General features: G+C 68.9%; 20 protein-coding genes. 10 read left to right on the top strand and 10 right to left on the bottom strand.

Features of this window, described 5'->3' with window-relative positions; genetic code table 11:
• Window positions 1-69 precede the first annotated feature (69 nt).
• Both AC07PA_RS17325 and AC07PA_RS17320 read left to right on the top strand, forming a co-directional pair.
• The gene (locus AC07PA_RS17325) at window positions 70-2,226 is read left to right on the top strand and encodes a TonB-dependent receptor (protein ID WP_494607400.1); all 2,157 of its coding nucleotides are present in this window, start codon (window positions 70-72) and stop codon (window positions 2,224-2,226) included.
• 9 nt (window positions 2,227-2,235) lie between these two features.
• Window positions 2,236-3,699 (top strand): PepSY domain-containing protein, encoded by a 1,464-nt coding sequence (locus tag AC07PA_RS17320; protein ID WP_494607398.1) that lies wholly within the window; start codon window positions 2,236-2,238, stop codon window positions 3,697-3,699.
• 13 nt (window positions 3,700-3,712) lie between these two features.
• On the opposite strand, the gene AC07PA_RS17315 is transcribed toward AC07PA_RS17320, so the two are convergent.
• Entirely contained in the window at window positions 3,713-3,904 is a 192-nt protein-coding gene (locus AC07PA_RS17315; RefSeq protein WP_494607396.1) for a hypothetical protein, read from the bottom strand.
• Between the two features lie 284 nt (window positions 3,905-4,188).
• Entirely contained in the window at window positions 4,189-4,671 is a 483-nt protein-coding gene (locus AC07PA_RS17310) for a hypothetical protein (RefSeq protein WP_494607394.1), read from the bottom strand.
• A gap of 238 nt (window positions 4,672-4,909) precedes the next feature.
• On the opposite strand from AC07PA_RS17310, the gene AC07PA_RS17305 reads away from it, so the two are divergent.
• On the top strand, window positions 4,910-5,263 hold the full coding sequence (locus tag AC07PA_RS17305; RefSeq protein WP_494607392.1) for a DOPA 4,5-dioxygenase family protein: 354 nt from the start codon (window positions 4,910-4,912) through the stop codon (window positions 5,261-5,263).
• Window positions 5,264-5,345: 82 nt separating this feature from the next.
• Here the strand turns inward: AC07PA_RS17305 and AC07PA_RS17300 are convergent, their stop codons facing one another.
• The gene (locus tag AC07PA_RS17300; protein ID WP_494607390.1) at window positions 5,346-6,524 is read right to left on the bottom strand and encodes an acetyl-CoA C-acetyltransferase; all 1,179 of its coding nucleotides are present in this window, start codon (window positions 6,522-6,524) and stop codon (window positions 5,346-5,348) included.
• Between the two features lie 59 nt (window positions 6,525-6,583).
• On the bottom strand, window positions 6,584-8,290 hold the full coding sequence (locus AC07PA_RS17295; RefSeq protein ID WP_494607388.1) for a PHA/PHB synthase family protein: 1,707 nt from the start codon (window positions 8,288-8,290) through the stop codon (window positions 6,584-6,586).
• Window positions 8,291-8,413: 123 nt separating this feature from the next.
• Between AC07PA_RS17295 and AC07PA_RS17290 the strand changes: the two genes are divergently transcribed.
• The gene (locus tag AC07PA_RS17290) at window positions 8,414-8,740 is read left to right on the top strand and encodes a hypothetical protein (RefSeq protein ID WP_007858894.1); all 327 of its coding nucleotides are present in this window, start codon (window positions 8,414-8,416) and stop codon (window positions 8,738-8,740) included.
• Here the strand turns inward: AC07PA_RS17290 and pgeF are convergent.
• A complete protein-coding gene (gene pgeF, locus AC07PA_RS17285; protein ID WP_494607386.1) occupies window positions 8,660-9,466 on the bottom strand; it encodes a peptidoglycan editing factor PgeF in 807 nt (268 codons plus the stop codon). The two genes, AC07PA_RS17290 and pgeF, sit on opposite strands and share 81 nt — an antisense overlap.
• Before the next feature lie 191 nt (window positions 9,467-9,657).
• Window positions 9,658-10,113, bottom strand: a complete 456-nt coding sequence (locus tag AC07PA_RS17280; protein WP_494607384.1) for a MarR family winged helix-turn-helix transcriptional regulator — start codon at window positions 10,111-10,113, stop codon at window positions 9,658-9,660.
• Window positions 10,114-10,266: 153 nt separating this feature from the next.
• On the opposite strand from AC07PA_RS17280, the gene AC07PA_RS17275 reads away from it, so the two are divergent.
• The 4 genes from AC07PA_RS17275 (at window position 10,267) to AC07PA_RS17260 (ending at window position 13,260) form a co-directional block, all read left to right on the top strand.
• Window positions 10,267-10,962 carry a fumarylacetoacetate hydrolase family protein gene (locus AC07PA_RS17275; protein WP_494607382.1) on the top strand — a complete coding sequence of 232 codons (696 nt, stop codon included), beginning with the start codon at window positions 10,267-10,269 and terminating at the stop codon, window positions 10,960-10,962.
• A 292-nt stretch (window positions 10,963-11,254) separates the two neighbouring features.
• On the top strand, window positions 11,255-12,010 hold the full coding sequence (locus AC07PA_RS17270; protein WP_007859182.1) for an MlaA family lipoprotein: 756 nt from the start codon (window positions 11,255-11,257) through the stop codon (window positions 12,008-12,010).
• Window positions 12,011-12,146: 136 nt separating this feature from the next.
• Window positions 12,147-12,839 (top strand): phosphatase PAP2 family protein, encoded by a 693-nt coding sequence (locus AC07PA_RS17265; protein WP_494607380.1) that lies wholly within the window; start codon window positions 12,147-12,149, stop codon window positions 12,837-12,839.
• Window positions 12,840-12,858: 19 nt separating this feature from the next.
• Entirely contained in the window at window positions 12,859-13,260 is a 402-nt protein-coding gene (locus tag AC07PA_RS17260) for a GtrA family protein (RefSeq protein WP_494607378.1), read from the top strand.
• Here the strand turns inward: AC07PA_RS17260 and AC07PA_RS17255 are convergent.
• From AC07PA_RS17255 to AC07PA_RS17245, 3 genes are read right to left on the bottom strand one after another with little or no spacing between them, the layout of a single operon-like run.
• Window positions 13,245-14,636, bottom strand: coding sequence for a sensor histidine kinase (locus AC07PA_RS17255; RefSeq protein ID WP_494655380.1), 1,392 nt, complete (start codon window positions 14,634-14,636; stop codon window positions 13,245-13,247). The genes AC07PA_RS17260 and AC07PA_RS17255 overlap by 16 nt on opposite strands.
• Window positions 14,605-15,291, bottom strand: coding sequence for a response regulator transcription factor (locus AC07PA_RS17250; protein ID WP_007859173.1), 687 nt, complete (start codon window positions 15,289-15,291; stop codon window positions 14,605-14,607). Before AC07PA_RS17250 ends, AC07PA_RS17255 begins: the two co-directional genes overlap by 32 nt.
• Window positions 15,288-16,118, bottom strand: a complete 831-nt coding sequence (locus tag AC07PA_RS17245; RefSeq protein ID WP_494607374.1) for a MipA/OmpV family protein — start codon at window positions 16,116-16,118, stop codon at window positions 15,288-15,290. The genes AC07PA_RS17250 and AC07PA_RS17245 overlap by 4 nt, the downstream gene beginning before the upstream one ends.
• 202 nt (window positions 16,119-16,320) lie before the next feature.
• Between AC07PA_RS17245 and AC07PA_RS17240 the strand changes: the two genes are divergently transcribed.
• Window positions 16,321-16,878 carry an NUDIX hydrolase gene (locus AC07PA_RS17240; protein WP_007859171.1) on the top strand — a complete coding sequence of 186 codons (558 nt, stop codon included), beginning with the start codon at window positions 16,321-16,323 and terminating at the stop codon, window positions 16,876-16,878.
• Window positions 16,879-16,895: 17 nt separating this feature from the next.
• Window positions 16,896-17,090 (top strand): DUF1737 domain-containing protein, encoded by a 195-nt coding sequence (locus AC07PA_RS17235; protein ID WP_007859170.1) that lies wholly within the window; start codon window positions 16,896-16,898, stop codon window positions 17,088-17,090.
• A 12-nt stretch (window positions 17,091-17,102) separates the two neighbouring features.
• Here AC07PA_RS17235 and AC07PA_RS17230 read toward each other — a convergent pair whose 3' ends face one another.
• Window positions 17,103-19,508, bottom strand: a complete 2,406-nt coding sequence (locus tag AC07PA_RS17230) for a penicillin-binding protein 1A (RefSeq protein WP_494607371.1) — start codon at window positions 19,506-19,508, stop codon at window positions 17,103-17,105.
• Window positions 19,509-19,545: the final 37 nt, after the last annotated feature.

Here is a 19,545-nt window from a genome sequence, read left to right as displayed (position 1 = left end):
GCCTGCGTGCCGTTCAGTCCAGACCCGGCGGGGATGCCGGCGAGGACGCCCGTATCCGTTGCTGTCCCCATGAACCAGAATCTTCGCCGCCCCTCGGCCGGGCATGCCCCCGCGCGTTTCCATTTCTCGTGCCTGTATGGCGCCGTGCTCACGCTGGCTGCCGCCACGGGTGCGCAGGCCCAGACCGCCACGCTGGCACCGGTCACCGTGCAATCCGGCACCTTCATCGAAGCGCCCCAGACGCTGACCACGCCCACCACCACCGGCAGCCGCCTGGGCCTCACGGCGCTGGAAACCCCGGCCTCGGTCGAAGTGCTCGAGGGCGAAACCATCCGCCAGCGCGGTGACCAATCGATTGCCGATGCCGCCTCGCGCGCCACCGGCATCACCCAGACGGCCTCGGCCGCGGGCGGTGCCCTGGTGGCGCGCGGCTTTGCCGGCAACACCTCGGTGATGCGCCTGTACGACGGCACGCGCCAGTACGTCTCGGGCGGCACGGTGACCTTTCCGTTCGACCCCTGGCAGGCCGAGCGCGTGGAGGTACTGCGCGGCCCCGCCTCCATCATGTACGGCGAGGGTGCCATCGGCGGCGCCATCAACACCGTGCCCAAGAAGCCCACGCGCAGCCCCATCTCCAATGAAGTGCGCCTGGCCTACGGTTCGCAAGACACGGTGCGCACGGCCTTCGGCAGCGGCGGCGCCATCAACGAGCAGTGGTCGTACCGCGTGGACCTGTCGCACAACCGATCCGACGGCCAGGTGGACCGCAGCGCCTCGAATTCGCTGGTGGCCGCAGGCGCGCTGCGCTTCGATGCCACGCCCGACCTGCGCTTCACCCTGTCGCACGACTACGGCAACCAGGAGCCCGCGCCTTACTTCGGCATTCCGCTGGTCAACGGCAAGATCGATCCGGCGCTGCGCAAGGCCAACTTCAACGTGGCCGATGCCTACCTGAAGTTCCGCGACCAGTGGACGCGCCTGGACACGGAGTGGACGCCGTCCTCGGCCCTCACGCTGCGCAACTCGCTGTACCGCATCGCCTCGGACCGCCACTGGAACAATGCCGAAGGCTATGCCTATGTGCCCGCCACGCGGCGCATCACGCGTTCGGGCTTCATCGGCATCGACTACACGCTGGACCAGGTGGGCAACCGCTTCGACGCCACGCTCAAGCAGCCCATCGCCGGCTTGCCCAACACGCTGACCGTGGGCTTCGATGTGAACCGGCTGGAGTACGCCAAGACGCGCGGCGACGGCGCGGCCGCCCAGTCGCTCGACCCCTACCAGTTCGTGCCCGGCAACTTCCCGACCACGGGCGTGACCGTGGGCGAGTTGTTCAAGGCGCAGACCGACACGCGCTCGCTGTTCGTGGAAGACCAGTTGCAGCTCACGAAACAGCTCTCGCTGGTCACCGGCCTGCGCTGGGATTCGATCTCGTACGGCAAGCAGGATGGCAAGCGCATCGACCCCGATGTGAACAAGAGCTTCAACCACCTGTCGGGCCGCATCGGCGCGGTCTACGCCGTCACGCCGGTCACCTCCGTCTATGCGCAGTATTCGACGGCGGCCGACCCGCTGGGTGGCGTGGTCAACACCTCGGCGCAGCAGAGCCAGTTCGACCTGGCCACGGGCAAGCAGGCCGAAATCGGCTGGAAACAGCTGTTCGACGACCGCAAGGGCGAGTTCACGCTGGCCGCGTACTGGATCGAGAAGAAGAAGCTGCTGATCCGCGACGCGGTGGACCCCAATCTCTTCCAGCAGGTGGGTGCCCAGTCCTCGCGCGGCATCGAGGCCTCGCTGTCCTACGCACCCACCACCACCGTGCGGCTGGACCTCAATGCCGCGGTGCTCGATGCGAAGTTCGACGACTTCAACGAGGTCGTCAGCGGCCGCGTGGTCTCGCGCAACGGCAACACCCCGCCCGGCGTGCCCGAGCGCACGGCCAACGGCTGGGTGACCTGGGCCTTCATGCCTGCCTGGGAGGCCGGCCTGGGCGTGCGCCACGTGGGTGCGCGCAAGGTGGACAACGCCAACAGCAGCAGCGCGGCCTCGTTCACCGTGGCCGACGCCAGCCTGCGCTGGGCCGTGCGCCCGGGCACGGTGCTGGCGCTGCACGTCTACAACCTCACGGACCGCATCTACGCACAGACGCTGTACAGCGGCAACAACCAGTGGATCCTCGGCCGCCCGCGCTCGGCAGAGCTGTCGGCCCATGTGCGCTTCTGACCGCGCAGTGTGAACCCCGCGCTGCACGCCCTGTGGCGCCCGCTGCGGCGGGTGCTGTACTTCACCCACCGCTGGCTGGGCATTGCCGGCTGCATCCTGTTCGTGCTCTGGTTCGTGTCGGGGCTGGTGATGCTGCATGTGCGCTTTCCGGCCCTTACGCCGCAGGAGCGCGTCGATGGCCTCCCGGTGCTGGACCTGGCACCGGTGCAGGTCACGCCCGCCGAAGCCCTGGCCAAGCTGCAGGTGAATGCCCCGCGCAAGGTGCTGCTGGAGCAGAGCCTGGACACGCCGGTCTGGCGCATCATCGATGCCAAGGGCAACCACCATGTGGTGTCAGCCTCTCTGGCGCCCATGGAGCCGGTGACGCCGGAACGCGCCGAAGCCATCGCACGCGGGTTCGCCCGCTCGGCGACGGCCCGCTACCTGGACACCAGCATCGACGACCAGTGGACCCTGCCCAACGCCAACAGCTTCGACAAGGCGCGGCCGCTGCACCGCATTGCCGTCGGTGACGAAGCCGGCACCGAACTCTATGTGTCAGAGAAGACGGGCGAGGTGGTGCGCGACACCAGCGCCTTCGAGCGTCGCTGGACGGTCTTCGGCACCCTGCTGCACTACTACACCTACGCCCCCATCCGCCGGCATGCGGACTTCTGGCGCCAGCTGGTGCTGTGGACCTCGGGCCTGGCCATGGTGTCGGCCGGCACCGGGCTCATCGTCGGCATGCTGCGCGTGCGCCTGCGCCGGCGCTACCGCGGCGATTCGCCCACGCCCTACCGCGGGTGGATGGCCTGGCACCATGTGCTGGGCCTGGTCGGCGGCATCGCCATCCTGACCTGGGTGTTCAGCGGCTGGTTCTCGATGGGCCCCAACCGCTGGCTCTCGCACAGCACACCGGGCCAGGCAGCGGCGCAGTTCGGGCAGGCCGGGCCGGTGTTCACCCACAGCATTGCCAGCCTGCACACGCTGGCCAACGGCGCAGCGCCCGCCAAGGCGGTGGAGGCCGCCTGGCACGGCGGCCGCCCAGTATGGGTGGTGTCGGACGCATCCGGCGGGCGCCGCAGCGTGGATGCCGGCACGGGCCTGGCGGTAGCAGCAATGCCAGAGGACCTGGCCAAGGCCGCCGCAGCGACCTACCCAGGGACCAGCGCAGACGCCCCGGTGCTGCTCACCGAACCCGACCGCTACTGGTATGCGCGCCACGTGCCGCCCGTGTTGCCGGTATGGCGCATCGTGCTGCACGACGGGGCGGCCACCTGGTTGCACGTGGATGCGGCCACGGGGCAGTTGCTGTCCACCAGCACGGCGGACAGCCGGTTGCGCCGCTGGCTCTTCAACGGGCTGCACAGCCTCGATTTTCCGCTGTTCCTCAAGACGCCATGGTGGTATCTCGCGATCTGGCTGCTGTCACTGGTGGGCCTGGCCGTGTCGGTCACAGGGGTGGTGATCGGCTGGCGCCGGCTGGCGAAATGACGGGATCGGGACGCTATTCGCGCAGGAAGTCGTGCATGCGCGAATGCTGCTCCACCAGGGCATCGAAACAGGCGAAGTAGAACGCGGGAGCTCCGTCCGTGGCCAGCAGTTCCTCGCGCCGCAGCAGGCGGCCCGGCCAGGACGCCGGCAAGGCGATGGGCGATGCCTCGGGGTCTTCGATGCGCGCACCCCTCGGCATCGCCATGCAGCGTGACCAGCCAGTCCCGGGGATCCTGCGCAGATCCACGCGTGGCGATGGACAGCCAGATGCTGGGCTCCCCGTCCGGTCCGCGCATCAGCAGCGCCCGAAAGTAGCCGCCGCCGTGGACAAAGTGCACCAGGCCGTCGTGCTGTTCGCACAGGGCCGCGCAGCCGCAAGGGCATGGAACCATGGCCTGGGCGGTTTCCTCAACGCGGAGGGGTCCGTGTTCCATGCGATGGGTTCTCGTGCCTCCAGGGCGGCAGCCCGGCCTGCCACGCGGGCGTCGCTCAGCGCGCCTTGGCCTGGACGGTCTGGCTGATCCCCACTTCGCGCGCCACATAGGCGTACTGGCGGCTGTGGATGTCGGCCACGGCCCAGGCGCTGGCCTTCACCTGCTTGGCGGCGGTGCATTTGGAGACCCGGGGGTCGGGGCCGGAGCTGGAGGTCACGGCCTGCATGAGCGTAGACACGTGCGGCTGCTTGGCCTTCTCGAGCTCCCAGTAGCCTGCAGAGCTGTAGGCCTTGCGCAGCATCTCGGCCTGCTGCTCCGGCGACCAGCCGCGCGTGGCCCCGCTGGCCTTGAGCTGGGATTCCAGGCGCGCCCGGTTGCGCAGCGGCCCATCACCCACGGTCTTGAGCGCGGCATCGATCTCGGCCTGTGCCGCGGTGAACCGGGCCCCCACACTGCATTCGGTCGGGCTCGCATGCGCGCCCCATGCCAGGGTGGATCCCAGCAGCAGCAACGATGCGGTGAATCGGGTCAGTGCCATGGTATCGGTGCCTCGGCGAAAGAAGGGGCCGCGCGGGAGCGGCCGAATCGCCCAATGTAGCGCGCACTCCACGCGGCGCCAAGGCCCGGCAGGCCCCAGGGGTCGCATACCGCGGCCGGGTGATGCGCAAACCAGACACTCCCTCCGGCCAGCCCGGTCCGTGGGGGCTTGCGCTGGCCTGCCCTGTGCGGTCGCCCGCCAGGCCGTAACATGCCGCCTTTGCCCTGCGCTGCTGCCCATGCCCCTGCTCGACCCCGCCCTGATCCGCGACTGGCACGCCCATGTCTACTTCGACGCCGAGAGCCGCGACACGGGCTGGGCACTGCGCGAGACCATCGCGCGCGAACTGGCGGGCCGGGTGGAGATCGGCCGGTTCCACGAGCGGCCCGTGGGCCCGCACCCGATGTGGAGCTACCAGCTCGCCTTTGACCCAGCCGACTTCACCCACGTGCTGGGCTGGCTGGCACTCAACCACGGCACGCTCGACGTGTTCGCCCACCCCAACACCGGTGACGGCCTGCGCGACCACCGCGATTGCGCCCTCTGGCTCGGGCACTCGCACACGCTGAACCTGGCGGGCTTTACCGGCTGAGCGAGCCCGGTCCATGAAAAAAGCCCACCGGGTGGTGGGCTTTGGCTGGCTGCAGCACCACGGGGTGCTGCGCCGGGGAGGATCAGCGTTCCAGGGCCAGGGACACGCCCATGCCGCCGCCGATGCACAGCGCAGCCACGCCCTTCTTGGCGTCGCGGCGCTGCATTTCGTGCAGCAGGGTCACCAGGACGCGGCAACCCGATGCGCCGATGGGGTGGCCGATGGCGATGGCGCCACCGTTGACGTTGACCTTGGCCGGATCGATCTCCAGCTCCTTGTTCACGGCGCAGGCCTGGGCGGCGAAGGCTTCGTTGAGCTCGAACAGGTCCACATCAGCGGCGCTCCAGCCGGCGCGCTGCAGGGCCTTGCGCGTGGCCGACACCGGTCCCATGCCCATGGTGGCGGGGTCCAGGCCGGTGGTGCCGAAGGAGGCGATGCGCGCCAGGGGCTTGAGGCCCAGGGCTGCGGCCTTCTTGGCGCTCATGACCACCACGGCGGCGGCGCCGTCGTTCAGGCCCGAGGCATTGCCGGCCGTCACGCTGCCGGCCTTGTCGAAGGCGGGGCGCAGGCCGGCCAGGGCTTCGGCATTGGTCTTGCGGTTGAGGTACTCGTCGGTGTTGAAGAAGATCGGGTCGCCCTTCTTCTGCGCCAGGGCCACGTCCACGATCTCGTAGGCGAACTTGCCGGCGTCCTGCGCGGCAGCGGCCTTGAGCTGGCTGTTCAGGGCCAGGGCGTCCTGCTGCTCGCGGGTGATGCTGTACTGCTTGGCCACGTTCTCGGCCGTGATGCCCATGTGGTACTGGTTGTACACGTCCCACAGGCCGTCCACGATCATGGTGTCGACCAGCTTCCAGTCGCCCATGCGCTGGCCATCGCGCGAACCGGGCAGCACGTGGGGTGCCAGGCTCATGCTTTCCTGGCCGCCGGCCACCACGATCTCGCTGTCGCCCCAGGCCACGGCCTGGGCCGCCAGCATCACGGCCTTGAGGCCGGAGCCGCAGACGGCATTGATGGTGAGCGCAGGCGTTTCCTGCGCTACGCCGGCCTTCATCGACGCCTGGCGCGCGGGGTTCTGGCCCACGCCGGCCGTCAGCACCTGGCCCATGATGACCTCACCCACCTGGCCGGCTGACAGGCCGGCGCGCGTGATGGCTTCGCGGATCACGATCGAGCCCAGCTCGGTCGCGGGCACCTTTGCCAGTGCGCCGCCAAACTTGCCCACCGCGGTGCGGGTGGCCGAAACGATGACGATGTCTTCCATGGAATGTCCTTCTTTTCTGGAGGTGGATGTCTTGGGTTGGATTGTCTCAGGTCAGCCGGTCACGCCTTTTGCTGGACATAGCGGCCGGGGGCCGGCTCGATGGCCTTGAATTTCGTGCCCTTGCCATAGCCCTTGGGCGCGGCGACCTGCTTGCCGGCGTGGCCCTTGAGCCAGGCGGACCAGTCGGTCCACCAGCTGCCGGGGTGTTCGGTGGCGCCCTGCAGCCATTGGTCGAGCGTGCCGGGGAACTTGCCGTCGGCACGGATCCAGTGGCTGCGCTTGCCCTTGGCGGGCGGGTTGATGACGCCCGCGATGTGGCCCGAGGCCCCCATCACGAAGCGCTTCTTGCCCGGCAGCACCTGGGTCGAGGCATAGGCCGCCGTGGCGGGCACGATGTGGTCCTCGCGCGAGCCGTAGATGTAGGTGGGCAGCGTGAGCTGGCCGAGGTCCATCTTCTCGCCGCAGACGGTGAGCTTGCCGGGCTTGACGAGGTTGTTCTCGAGGTAGAAGTTGCGCAGGTACCAGGCGTAGAACGGCCCGGGCAGGTTGGTGCTGTCGCTGTTCCAGTACAGCAGGTCGAACGGCGGCGGCGTCTCGCCCTTGAGGTAGTTGCCCACCACGTAGTTCCACACCAGGTCGTTGGGGCGCAGGAAGCTGAAGGTCGAGGCCAGGTCCTGGCCCTTCATCATGCCGCCGCTGCCCATCTCCATCTCGCGGTACTTCACGAAGTTCTCGTCGATGAAGACGTCGAGGATGCCGGTGTCGGTGAAGTCGATCAGCGTGGTCAGGAAGGTGGCGCTGGCCACGGGCTCGTCACCGCGCGCGGCCAGCACGGCCAGGGCGTTGGAGAGGATGGTGCCACCCACGCAGAAGCCGAGCGCATTGATCTGGTCGGCACCGGTGATGTTCTGCACCACGTCGATGGCGGCGATGGCACCGTCTTCGACATAGTTGTCCCAGGTCTTCTTGGCCAGGGCGTCGTCGGGGTTGCGCCAGCTCACCACGAAGGTGTGGTGGCCTTCACTCACCGCATAGCGGATCAGCGAATTCTCGGGCTGCAGGTCGAGGATGTAGAACTTGTTGATGCACGGCGGCACCAGCAGGAAGGGGCGCTCGTAGACCTTGGCCGTGAGGGGCTTGTACTCGAGCAACTGGAACAGCTCGTTCTCGAACACCACCGCGCCCTCGGTGGTGGCCACGTTGCGGCCCACCTCGAACAGGCTTTCGTCGGTCATCGAGACATGGCCCTGCTTCAGGTCGTGCAGCAGGTTCTGCATGCCCTTGGCGATGCTTTCACCCTTGGTCTCGATGGCCTTTTTCTGCGCTTCGGCGTTGAAGGCCAGGAAATTGCTGGGCGCCATGGCCGCCATCCACTGCTCCACGCCGAAGCGGATGCGCGCACGGGTCTTCTCGTCGGCTTCCACCGCATCGGCCAGGCCCATCAGCGTGCGGGCATTGAGCAGGTAGGCCGCGGCCGAGAAGGCGGCCACGGGGTTGGCGGCCCAGCCTTCACCGGCAAAGCGCTTGTCCTTGACCTCGGGCTTGCCCTGCAGGCCCTGGGCCCACAAGGCCTTGGCCTCTTCCAGGTATTGCTGCTGCAGGGCCTGCAGCTTGGCAGGCGACAATTGCACAACCGCCGGGGCAGCGGTGCCCGTGGGGGCACCCAGGTCCATTTTCTGGAAGGATTGGACGGCCTGTGCCCAACCTTGACCGAAAATCTGCTGGAACTGCTGGGCGCTCTGGTCCCAGATAGATTCTGAACTCATCCCGTCTCCTATCCCTGTCATGGTGTTCCGGCATCTCGGTGACCTGATTGTTGCCCACCCTGCAGGGGCTGGCAACCCGCAATCCTGTGAAGGGCTGTCAACAACCCTGATCACGCAAACACAATGTACCTGATCGTCATCGCCTGGCTTTACGTCACCCTCATGATGGCCGTGGCCGAAGCCACCAACACCACGGGCACGCTGCTCGGTGCCATCGTCACCTTCGTGCTCTACGGGCTGCTGCCCATGGGGATCCTGGTCTACATCCTGGGCACGCCCTCGCGCAAGCGGGCGCTCAAGCAGCGCGAGCAGGCAGAGCAGGCCGCCTGGGATGCCGAGCAGGCCGCGCAGCGGGCGGCGCAGAAGGACTCAGCCGCGCCAGATGCAGGCGGCGAAACGCCCGCTGCCCCCGAGGACGGCGGTGTCGCGCCGGTGCGAAAAGAACCGTGAGGCATTGCCCACGGTGCACCACGACGCCGTACCGTCGTTGCCGTAGACACCATTGATCCCCAGCGCCGCCAGGCGCAGCCGGGCCAGGCCCGCGAGGTCAGCCAGGAACTTGCCCCCGGGCCCGGCCACGAAGCAGGCCTCGGCAGCCGGATCCTGGTCGCAGAATGCGGCGCGCACCTCCGCCCCCACCTCGAAGGCCGAGGGCCCGATGCAGGGCCCGAGCCAGGCGATGACCTCGGCCGCAGGCGCGCCCTGCTCCGCCAGGCTTTTCACGGTGGATTCGAGCACGCCCAAGCCCGCCTTGCCTGCCAAACCACGCCAGCCGGCATGGGCGGCTGCCACCACGCTGCCCGAGCGGTGGGCAAACAGCACGGGCAGGCAGTCGGCCACCATGATGGTGCACACGGCACCGGGCACGCTGGCCAGGCAGGCGTCGGCCGCAGTGGCGTCGGGCGTGGCGGTGTCGATCACGGCGACATCGGTGCCATGCACCTGGTTCAAGAAGACGGCGCGCGCGCCAGCAGTGCGCTGCTGCAGCACGGACTGCAGCACCTGTCGGTTGGCCTGCACGGCCACCGCGTCGTCGCCCACATGGGCGCCCAGGTTCAATCGGTCGTACGGGGCAGCGCTCACGCCGTCGGCACGGGTGGTGCACAGCGCATGCACACCAGGCGGCGCAGGCCAGTCGGGCACCAGCCAGTCGGCAATCGAGATCAATGTGTGCATGCAAACAAGCGGTTTAGAACAAGGACGAAGCCTAAGGAACTGGCGCGGCCAAAGCCAGTGCCCCCGCGCAAGGGCCGCCCCGCCGCGAAGGCGGCGTATCCAGCGCTTGCGCTGGGGGCGTCCCCCTCCCGCATGGCGCAGCAATGCGAGAGAGGGGTGAAGGCGCGAAGCGACTCAGGGGGTGCTTCACCTCAGGCGCCGGAGGTGCCTGCGGGGTCCTGGTGCTGGTAGACGACCTTGGTCAGCAGGGCCATCAGGACGGTGCGCTCCTCGGAATTCAGGGGGCCCATCAGGCGCTCCTGCACGCGCTGGGCGGCGTCGCGCATCTGCAGCGCGGCGGTTTCGCCCTCGGGGGTGATCCACAGCAGCTTGCGGCGCCGGTCGCGGGTGTCGGCCTCGCGGCGCACCCAGCCGCGCTTTTCGAGCCGGCCGATGACCGATCCCGAGGTGGCGGCATCAAAGGCCACGCGCGAGGCCAGGGTGACCTGGTCCTCGCCCGGCTGGGCCAGCAGCTCGTGCAGGATGGCAAACTGCACCGGGGTCACGTCGAACCCGGCCGTCTCCTCCATGAAAAGCGCCACGGTCCGCTGGTGCGCGCGGCGCACCAGGTGGCCCGGCGTATTGTGGAAATCGAAGCTCTTTGCCATGGGCGCGAGTGTAGCGCCCCCGCCCCAGCGCCCCGCCACGGCCCTGCCTGGTTTGCCTGCAGGTGGCCCGGGAGCGTGGCACACTGCCAACAGGTACGGTGATGCACAGGCATGGCACCACGGCACCCCCCAACATTCCCCGAAAGGCAGAACATGAGCTATGTGTTTTCTCCCGCTCCGGTGGCCAGCGTCCCCGTGGTGGGCAGCAGCGACCGCTTTCCCGTGCACCGCATCTACTGCGTGGGCCGCAACTACGAAGAACACGCCAAGGAAATGGGCTTCACCGGCCGCGAGCCGCCCTTCTTCTTCATGAAGCCAGCCGACGCCATCGTCGTCGTCGATGCCGGCCAGACCGGCGAGCTGCCCTACCCCAGCCTCACGGCCAACCTGCACCACGAGATCGAACTGGTGGTGGCCATCGGCAAGGGCGGCAAGGACATCAAGGCCGCCGACGCCTTCTCGCACATATACGGCTACGCCACGGGCCTGGACATGACGCGCCGCGACCTGCAGAACGACATGAAGAAGCAGGGCCGCCCCTGGTGCATCGGCAAGGGCTTCGACGCCAGCGCCCCCATCGGCCCCATCACGCCTGCGGCCCAGGCCGGCGACGTGGCCAAGGCCTGCATCTGGCTGCAGGTCAACGGCACCGACAAGCAGCGCAGCACGGTGGCCCAGCTGATCTGGAACATCGCCGAGACCATCGAGCACCTGTCGGCCGCCTGGGAGCTGCAGCCCGGCGACCTGATCTACACGGGCACGCCCGAAGGCGTGGGCGCCGTGGTGCGCGGCGACACGCTCGAAGGCGGCGTGGACGGCCTCACGGGGATCAAGCTCAAGGTGGTCTGATACGGATTTGCATTCGATCGTATAACTAGGCGGGAGCCGCAGACAGTGCTGTAGCACGGCAAGGCGAACCAACGAAGTTATACGGTTGAAGGCAAATCCGTATGAACCCTGCGCTCCCGCAAACGGGGCGCCAAGAGACGGGGCAAGGCATGCCATTGCGGCGGGCCTTGCCCTTTTTTCATGCCCCTGCGCACCGCTAAGTGTCCAGTAAGAGAGGCGAAATTAGGATCGCGTCCCGTGGCGGCCAATGGACCCGCCACGGAACTTCGATCCAAGCCTCCTGGAGCACGCGATGCCACACCTGTTGTCCCGCCCCTTGCTGTCGAGCCGCACCGGGCTCGCCATGCTCGCGCTGATCACTGCGGCCCTCTCGACGGGATGCGCCACCACGGCGCACAGCCAAGACCCGCTGGAGCCCGTCAACCGCACGGTCTTTTCCCTCAATGACGGCCTGGACCGGGCCGTCTTCCAGCCCACAGCCAAGGCCTACCAGAAGGTGGTGCCGCCCGTGGTGCAGACGGGAGTTTCCAACTTCTTCGCCAACCTGCAGACCCCATGGTCGTCGGCCAACCTGCTGTTCCAGGGGCGAGCGCGCGAGGGCGCGTCCACCATCGCGCGGTTCGGCATCAACACCACCGTCGGGGTGCTGGGCGTGGTGGACGTGGCCACCGGCTGGGGCATGCCGCAGCGCTCCGAGGACTTCGGCCTCACGCTGGACACCTGGGGCGTGGGATCGGGCCCGTACGTGGTGCTGCCGATCTTCGGCCCCTCCAATGTCCGGGACGTGCTCTCCCTGCCCGTGGACAGCCTGGGCAGCCTGCAGGCCAGTGACGTCGCCGTGCGCAACAGCCTGACCGCCCTGAAGATGGCGAGCAAGCGTGCCGATCTGCTGGAGATGACCCGCATGCTCGACCAGGCCGCGCTGGACAAGTACGCGATGGTGCGCGATGCCCATCTCAAGCGGCGCAACCGCTCCGCTGCACCGACCGAGACACAGGGCGCCCTTCCCGCCGAAGACCCCGCGGACGGCGAGCGCCTGGTGCGCTGACGCGGCAGGCGGCCCTGCGTGCCCGGGTGGATCCGGACACGCCGCAGGCCGCCCGATCCGCTGGCTGCCGATCCCCTTCCTTCACCCACCCCCGCCCTGAGCCCCGGAGCATCGCTGCGCCGGGGGCGGCCGCCGCATGCCCATTACGCCCCTGCCCTCCATCGCGCACATCCGCCGTCTCCAGTCCGCGGGTGCGGCGGTGGCCTTCCTGCTGGCCATCCGGATCGATGCGCCCCTGGTGCGCCTGGTCCACGCCCACAGCACACCCGCGCTGGACCAGACCTTCGATGCCTTGAGCCAGCTGGCCAGCGCCGAGCTGGCGACGGCCGTTGCCATGGGGCTGTACCTCCTGGGTCACCGGTCCCTGGCCCGGGGGCCGTCGCCCACCCGGGCCGGGGGCGAGCGCTGGGTTCGCAGAGGCGTGCTGCTGCTGCTCACCCTGCTGAGCGGTGGCTTCCTCACCTGGCTTCTCAAGCACCTGGCGGCACGGGCGCGCCCGCAGTTGCTGATCGATCACGGGTTCAATGGCTTCGGCCTGCCCTTCGCGGGCCACCCCTTCAACTCCTTTCCCTCCAGCCACGCGTTCACGGCCTTTGCCGTCGCGGCCGTGGCGACCAGGCTCCAGCCTGCCTGGCGCTGGCCCGTGCTGGCGCTCGCCCTGGCCGCCGCGGCCTGCAGGGTGCTCACGCTGGAGCACTACCCCTCGGACGTGCTGTTCTCCGCGCTGATCGGCTATGGCTGCGCCCATTTCTGGGCGGCACGCACCCTGGACACACACGCCGACTGGCCACTGCACCGCCCCTGGAACCGCCGCACCAACCGCGCCTGACACCCCATAGGAACCCACCATGCCATCCGCCATCCTGGCCCCCCTGCATTCGAGAATTCCGGCCCAGGTGCTGGCCCGGGGACTTGTCGCCGCCGCGCTGCACGGCCTGGCCATGGCGGCCCTGCTGCAGGCCGGTGCCCACCCCTGGCTGGCCAGTAGCCTGGGCTTTGCCGGCGGGCTGGCCGCCAACTACGGGCTGCAAAGGGGCTACCTGCTGCGCCACCACGAGCCGCCGGGCCGTGCGCTCAGCCGCTACATCGCCGACACCAGCGTGCTCTGGGGGCTGCACCTGTTCCTCTTCGGCCTGTTGACCGGCGTAGCGGGCACCCCGGTGGTCAGCGCCCAGGTGGCCAGCAGCGCGCTTGCGGCGGGCCTGGGCCTGTGTTTCCTCGCCGGGCCGCGCCGCTATGGGCCGGTCTGACCCACTGCCAGGCGCAGCCGCAGGCCGGGCCCGGCCGGCTCGGCCGTGAGGGAGCCGCCATGCGCAAGCGCAATCTCCTGGCAGATGGCCAGGCCCAGCCCCGCGCCCAGGTCGCGCCGGTGCGCGCCGCGCCAAAAGCGTGCGAACAGCAGCGGCAACTGCTCGGCCTGCACCCCCGGGCCGTGGTCGCGCACCGTGAGGGCATGGGCCTCGATGCCCACGTTCACCGTGCTGCCTGCGGGCGCATGCTCGATGGCGTTCTCCAGCAGGTTCTTAAGCAAGGTGAACAGTGCGCCATGGTCGGCTGTCCAGCGCAGGTCGGCGCCGGTGCTGGACACGGCCATATGCACACCGGCCGCCTCGGCCCGGCGCTGCAGGTAGGCCACGGCCTCGTGCGCGACCTCCTCCACGCGGACCATGCCGAACTGGTAGTTGTGTGTCTCGCTGGCCTCGGCCAGCAGCAGCAGTTGCTGCACCTGGCGCGACATGTAGGCCACGTCGCGCAGCAGCGCATCGCGGCTGCCGCCCCCGCCACCCGGCTCCAGCTCGATCTGCGCGCGGATCAGCGCCAACGGGGTCTTGAGTTCGTGTGCTGCATTGGCCAGGAACTCCTGCTGCACGCGGTAGCCCTGCTCCACGCGCTCGAGCACGCGGTTGAAGCTCTCCACCAGCGGCCCGACCTCTGCCGGCACGGCCCCGGTGTCCAGGCGCGCGTGCAGCGAGCGCGGTGAGATCGCCGCCGCCGACTCCGACACCTCGCGCAGGGGCCTCAAGGTGTAGCGCAGCGTGATGAAGGCACCCAACCCAAAGACGGCCAGCAGCACCAGGCTGAATGCCAGGATGCCTCCAGCCACCAACGGTATGGCCACGCGGTGCAGCAGCGTCATGAACCGGTTGCTGGCCGCCATCTGGAAGTACCAGGTCGCCCCGCCGCGTTCAAGGCGCTGCGTCATGCCATGCATGACGACGCCTTCGCGCTCGAAGTCGAAGGCGCCGGGCGCCAGCCGGTCCAGGTCACCGCCCTGGGGCCAGAACTGTGCACCGGCGGGCGACAGCAAGGCCACCTTGCCCGCGCTGTCGAGAACGCGATAGGCCGTCTCGCGCCCCAGGCTGTCAAACACCCAGGCCAGGTTGCCCACGTCGTGGTCCTCGTCATCGACCTGCAGGTCCACGGGCCGGCCCGCGCCGTCGAACAGGACCCTGCCCGCCATCTCCTCTGCCGCATCGGCCAGGTCCAGGCGCGCCAGGAAAGTGCCCTGCAGCACCACCGCGGCCACCGCCACGAGCAGAGCGATGCTCAGCACCATGCCCGCCAGGTAGGCGAGCATGAGCTTGGTACCCAGGCTATTGAGCCGGATCATCTTCGCGAAGCGCATAGCCGAGCCCCCGCACGTTGACGATGCGCTGCACCGAGCCGATGGCCAGCAGCTTGCGCCGCATGCGGTGCAGCGCCACGTCCAGCGCATTCGGCGTCACGGCCTCGCCCACGCCCCAGCCCGCGGCCTCCAGCGCACCGCGGCGCACGGTATCGCCATGGCGGCGCACCAACAGCAGCATCATCTGCATCTCGGCCGGGGCCAGGGTCACGGCCTCCTCGCCGCAGCCCATGGTGCCCTCGGCGGTGCGCAGCACCACGTCACCGGCCTGCGGGTCCAGCGTGCGGTGCTCCGCCGGCCGGCGCAGAAGCGCGCGCACGCGGGCCACCATCTCGTCCATGGCAAAAGGCTTGGGCAGGTAGTCGTCGGCGCCGGCCTCCAGGCCCTCCACCCGGTCGCGCAACGCATCGCGCGCGGTGAGCACCAGGCAGGGCACGCCCAGGCCGGCCTTGCGCATGCGCTGCAAAAGGGCCAGGCCATCGCCATCGGGCAGGCCCCGGTCGAGCACCATGGCCTGGTAGGGCACCTGCGCCAGGGCCGTCCAGGCCGCGTCGCCGCGGCCCACCACGTCCACGGCCACGCCGCTGGCCGCCAGGCCCTTGCTGATCAGCCCGGCCAGGCGCTCATGGTCTTCCACCAGAAGGATGCGGTTCATCGAAATCTGTACATATAGCCCAGGAAGACATTGCTCTCGCTGGAACGGTCCACCAACGGGCTGTTCTTGATGCCCGCGTGCAGGCGCGTCACGCCCACGTCCACGAACAGCGAGTGCTGGCGATCGAACAGGTACATGCCGCGCAGCGCCAGTTCGGTGTTCACGCCCGATTCTCCCTGGTAGGCCGCGCGCCCCGCCCGGGCCTCGCCGGCACGCACGCCATGGTAATAGTCCACGGTCTTGCGGTCCTGCCAGGTGGCCACCAGGCGCGGGCTCAGCATGAGCTGTGGGCCCAGGCGAAAGGAGCGCTCCAGCCCCAGGCTGAACTGCTGGCCCTTGCTGTGGCCCGAGGCATCGGCCGTCCAGCGTGCGGACAGGTTGGCCAGGTCATTCTCCCACTTCACCTGGCCGCCGAGCCAGAAGCCGCCCTCGCGCTCGGCCATGCCAGCCAGGAAGGGCGAATCCTTGGCTTCGTAGCCCGAGCCATCGTACTTGCCGATGAGCCCGAAGGAAAGGCGCTGCGTATCGCTGATGCGCAGCCCGGGCAGCTTGAGCTCCGCCCCCGGCCCCATGATCTTGAGGTACTGGTTCTCGAACTGGAGCAGCGGCAGCGCCTTGGTGTCCCGGTCCATACCGCGGTAGGCCTGCTGCTTGACACCCTCCCCGAGGCCCAGCCCCCATGACGAGCCCTCGGACTCCCCCGGCTTCCCCTGGGCCAGGGCCTGGATCGGGAAGACCAGCGCGGCCGCGGCGATGGCGGCAGCAAGGCCTGCCGATGGAACGGCACCTGCCTGGAAGCGGGAGGCGAAGGTGGGGGATGCATGCATGAACGGTTCCCTGGTGGAAGTTGGAAGGCCGCCATGCTCCCGTGGGTCGTCTTACCGAGGACTTACCGGGCGGCACCGCCTGCCCCGGGGTGGCCGGTGCCCCGACGCTCCATTCCCGCGCATCCGCCGGGGACGCTACACTCTCATTTTCATAGCTGAGGATGGCCGCCGGGGCCGCCTGCTCCACGACCGATCCCACCGCATGACGACCACCTTCCGCAGCCCGATCCGACACTGCCGCGCCTGTGGCACCGCCGTGGTGTACCGCCTGCCCGACGACGGCGACACCAAGCTGCGTGCCGTGTGCCCGGCCTGCAATACGGTGCACTACGAGAACCCGCTCAACGTGGTCGGTACCGTGCCCGCGCTGCCCGATGGCCGGGTGCTGCTGTGCAAGCGCAACATCGAGCCGCGCTGGGGCAAGTGGACGCTGCCCGCGGGCTTCATGGAACTGGACGAGACCACCGCGCAGGGCGCCGCGCGCGAGACCGACGAAGAGGCCGGCGCGCAGATCGAGATGGGCCCGCTGTTCAGCCTGCTCAACGTGCGCCGCGTCGGCCAGGTGCATTTCTTCTACCGCGCCACCTTGCTAAGCGAGGTGTTCGACCCCGGCCACGAGACCATCGAGGCGCGCCTGTTCACCGAAGCCGAAATCCCGTGGGAAGAGATCGCTTTCCGCACGGTGAAGGAAACGCTGGAGTGCTATTTCGCCGACCGCAAGGCCGGCGCTTTCGGGCTGCACTGCATCGATATCGAGTGACTCCTGAGAGGTCCGCCATGAACAGCACCCCGCCCGACAACCTGCCAACGTACCGTCTGCTCACCGGCCCCGACGACGCGGCGTTCTGCCGCCGCGTGAGCGAGGCCCTGGCGCTGGGCTACGAGCTGTATGGCTCGCCGGCGGCGACCTTCAACGGCGAGCGCGTGATCGTGGCGCAGGCCATCGTCTGGCCGGGCGTGAAACCCGCCTGAGCCGGCTCCCCCTCAAGGAGGGGTTTCGCCACCCGGCACCTGCGTGCTGCCGGGGGGTGGAATGCTCCCCTGCGGGGGCATGGCCGGTGGCATCGGTGGCAGCACCATCTGTTCGGCCGGCGGCGCGGGTACGCGCTGCGGCGATGCATCGGGCAGGGGCTGCAGGTCCGGCTCGCGGATCACGGGTGGCAGGGTGCCCGGGGGCGGGTAGCCGCCGGGCTGGCCTGGCTGGTTGGGTTGCTGGCCCGGGGCATCGCGCCCGAACAGGTCCATCACCCAGTTGCGCATGCCGGCCATGGCATTGCCAACGGCGCTGGTGTCTTCCTCATCGATGAAGCGGTCCTTGCCGTCGAGCACCTGCGAGCGGAAGGCCTGCTGCACGAAGTCACCGACCATGGGCAGCGCACTGTGGGCGCCCTGCCCCCAGTAATCGCTGCGCAAGGTCACGCGGCCGTCGTTGAAGCCCACCCAGGCGCCGGCCACCACGCGCGGATGCATGAGGATGAACCAGCCATCGGTGTTGTCCTGCGTGGTGCCGGTCTTGCCCGCCACATCGCCCTGGATGCCGTAGCGCGAGCGGATGGCACGGCCCGTGCCCTTGTCGATCACGCCGCGCATGGTGGCGCGCAGGGTCTGCGCCACGCCGACGGGCAGCACCTTCTCGGCCGCAGGCGGGGTGAAGGTCTGCAGCACCTTGCCATGGCGGTCCTCGATGCGCGTGATGAGCACGGGCGACACATAGCGCCCGGCATTGGCGATGGTGCCGTAGGCCGAGACCATCTCGCGCAGCGTGACGGGGCTGGTGCCCAGGGCCAGCGAGGGCACCAGTTCCAGCTTGCTCTCGCGCACGCCCATGGCACGCGCCAGCTCGGCCACGTGGGCCGGGCCGACCTTGTGCATGAGCTGGGCAGTGATGGTGTTCTTGGACAGGGCCAGGCCATCGGCCAGGGTCATGGGTTCGTCGCTCGGCGGGCCGCCGTCGGTGGGGCGCCAGACCTGGCCGCCGCCCAGCGGGATCTCCACGGCCTCGTCCATCAGCGTGTCGCCGGGCAGCGCGCCCTGCTCGAAGGCCGCGCCGTAGACGAAGGGCTTGAAGGTAGAGCCCGGCTGGCGCCGTGCCTGCTGCACGTGGTCGAACGGGTCCTGGCCGAAATCGCGGCTGCCCACCCAGGCCAGCACGTGGCCGGTGACCGGGTCCATGGCCATGAAGCCGGCCTGCACGCGGGTCTTGTTCTGGCGCAGGGTGCGCATGAAGGCGGTGTCGGCGACCAGGGTCTTGAGTGCCTCGTCGGGCGTGGCGCCCTGCTCCACCGCCGTGCGGTACTCGGGGGTATCGCGCACGAAGTCCTGCACCAGGTCGGACTGCGGGTTCCAGGCGCTGCGCTGGGCCCAGGCCGTGTCGGCAATGCCCTGCAACTGCCTGCCCTGCTTGGCCACGGCCTGGTTGGCCATGGCCTGCAGGCGCGAGTCGATGGTGGTGTGCACCATCAGGCCGTCGGCATGCAGGCTGTAGCCATTGGCATCGGCCCAGGCGATCAGGGTCTTGCGCAGCTGCTGGGCGAAATGCGGTGCCAGGCCCGTGGCCTCGGTCTGGCGCTCGAAATCCACGCGCAGGGGGCGCTTTTGCAAGGTGTCGAACTGGGCCTTGTCGAGCTTGTCGCGCTTGACCATCTGCGCCAGCACGGTGTTGCGCCGGGCCTGGGCGCGCTCGGGGTTCATCACCGGGTTGTAGTAGGCCGTGCCCTTGAGCATGCCGATCAGCGTGGCGCTCTCGAGCAGGTTGAGCTTGTCGGCCGACTTGTCGAAGTAGGTGCGCGCCGCCATCTCGATGCCGTAGGCGTTGTACAGGAACGGCACGGTATTGAGGTAGGTCTCCAGGATCTCGTCCTTGGAGTAGGCCATCTCGATCTTGATCGCGGTGATGGCTTCCTTGAGCTTGCGCGTCAGGGTGCGCGAGCGCCCGATTTCCTCGGGGAACAGGTTGCGCGCCAGTTGCTGGGTGATGGTGGAGCCGCCCTGCGGGTCACCGCGCAGCGTGTGCACCACCGACGAGGCCGTGCGCCGCCAGTCCATGCCCCAGTGCTCGTAGAAGCGGTGGTCCTCGGTGGCGATGAGCGCATTGACCACGTGCGGCGCAATGCGGTTGAGCGCCACCCACTCGCGGTTGGCCCAGCGGTATTCGGACAGCACCTTGCCATCGGAAGAGATCAGCTGCGCGGGCCGCTCGGTCTTGGCCTTGGTGATGTCGCTGATGGAAGGCGTGAACGGGACCAGCGCCAGGGTGTAGAGCACCACGGCGACCGGAAGGGCCAGGATGGCCAGCAGCCAGGTGCGGCGCCGGGAACCGCGCGCATAGGCCAAAGCGCGACCGAAGCCCGTGGCCAGACGGGTCGCTAGGGAAGAGAGAAAGGGGGGCATCAGGCAAGCCCCCAAGGGGCATCCGTACGGAAAATCA

The organism is Acidovorax sp. GW821-FHT09B03, assembly GCF_059418305.1.
This window is presented reverse-complemented; position numbering and strand designations above follow the sequence as displayed.

What these genes read in the sequence shown, in the direction of transcription:
- AC07PA_RS17325 (WP_494607400.1), top strand. Translation starts at nt 70, where the DNA reads ATGAACCAGAATCTTCGCCGCCCCTCGGCCGGGCATGCCCCCGCGCGT.
- AC07PA_RS17315 (WP_494607396.1), bottom strand. Translation starts at nt 3,904, where the DNA reads ATGGCGATGCCGAGGGGTGCGCGCATCGAAGACCCCGAGGCATCGCCC.
- AC07PA_RS17310 (WP_494607394.1), bottom strand. Translation starts at nt 4,671, where the DNA reads ATGGCACTGACCCGATTCACCGCATCGTTGCTGCTGCTGGGATCCACC.
- AC07PA_RS17305 (WP_494607392.1), top strand. Translation starts at nt 4,910, where the DNA reads ATGCCCCTGCTCGACCCCGCCCTGATCCGCGACTGGCACGCCCATGTC.
- AC07PA_RS17300 (WP_494607390.1), bottom strand. Translation starts at nt 6,524, where the DNA reads ATGGAAGACATCGTCATCGTTTCGGCCACCCGCACCGCGGTGGGCAAG.
- AC07PA_RS17295 (WP_494607388.1), bottom strand. Translation starts at nt 8,290, where the DNA reads ATGAGTTCAGAATCTATCTGGGACCAGAGCGCCCAGCAGTTCCAGCAG.
- AC07PA_RS17290 (WP_007858894.1), top strand. Translation starts at nt 8,414, where the DNA reads ATGTACCTGATCGTCATCGCCTGGCTTTACGTCACCCTCATGATGGCC.
- pgeF (WP_494607386.1), bottom strand. Translation starts at nt 9,466, where the DNA reads ATGCACACATTGATCTCGATTGCCGACTGGCTGGTGCCCGACTGGCCT.
- AC07PA_RS17280 (WP_494607384.1), bottom strand. Translation starts at nt 10,113, where the DNA reads ATGGCAAAGAGCTTCGATTTCCACAATACGCCGGGCCACCTGGTGCGC.
- AC07PA_RS17275 (WP_494607382.1), top strand. Translation starts at nt 10,267, where the DNA reads ATGAGCTATGTGTTTTCTCCCGCTCCGGTGGCCAGCGTCCCCGTGGTG.
- AC07PA_RS17270 (WP_007859182.1), top strand. Translation starts at nt 11,255, where the DNA reads ATGCCACACCTGTTGTCCCGCCCCTTGCTGTCGAGCCGCACCGGGCTC.
- AC07PA_RS17265 (WP_494607380.1), top strand. Translation starts at nt 12,147, where the DNA reads ATGCCCATTACGCCCCTGCCCTCCATCGCGCACATCCGCCGTCTCCAG.
- AC07PA_RS17260 (WP_494607378.1), top strand. Translation starts at nt 12,859, where the DNA reads ATGCCATCCGCCATCCTGGCCCCCCTGCATTCGAGAATTCCGGCCCAG.
- AC07PA_RS17255 (WP_494655380.1), bottom strand. Translation starts at nt 14,636, where the DNA reads ATGCGCTTCGCGAAGATGATCCGGCTCAATAGCCTGGGTACCAAGCTC.
- AC07PA_RS17250 (WP_007859173.1), bottom strand. Translation starts at nt 15,291, where the DNA reads ATGAACCGCATCCTTCTGGTGGAAGACCATGAGCGCCTGGCCGGGCTG.
- AC07PA_RS17245 (WP_494607374.1), bottom strand. Translation starts at nt 16,118, where the DNA reads ATGCATGCATCCCCCACCTTCGCCTCCCGCTTCCAGGCAGGTGCCGTT.
- AC07PA_RS17240 (WP_007859171.1), top strand. Translation starts at nt 16,321, where the DNA reads ATGACGACCACCTTCCGCAGCCCGATCCGACACTGCCGCGCCTGTGGC.
- AC07PA_RS17235 (WP_007859170.1), top strand. Translation starts at nt 16,896, where the DNA reads ATGAACAGCACCCCGCCCGACAACCTGCCAACGTACCGTCTGCTCACC.
- AC07PA_RS17230 (WP_494607371.1), bottom strand. Translation starts at nt 19,508, where the DNA reads ATGCCCCCCTTTCTCTCTTCCCTAGCGACCCGTCTGGCCACGGGCTTC.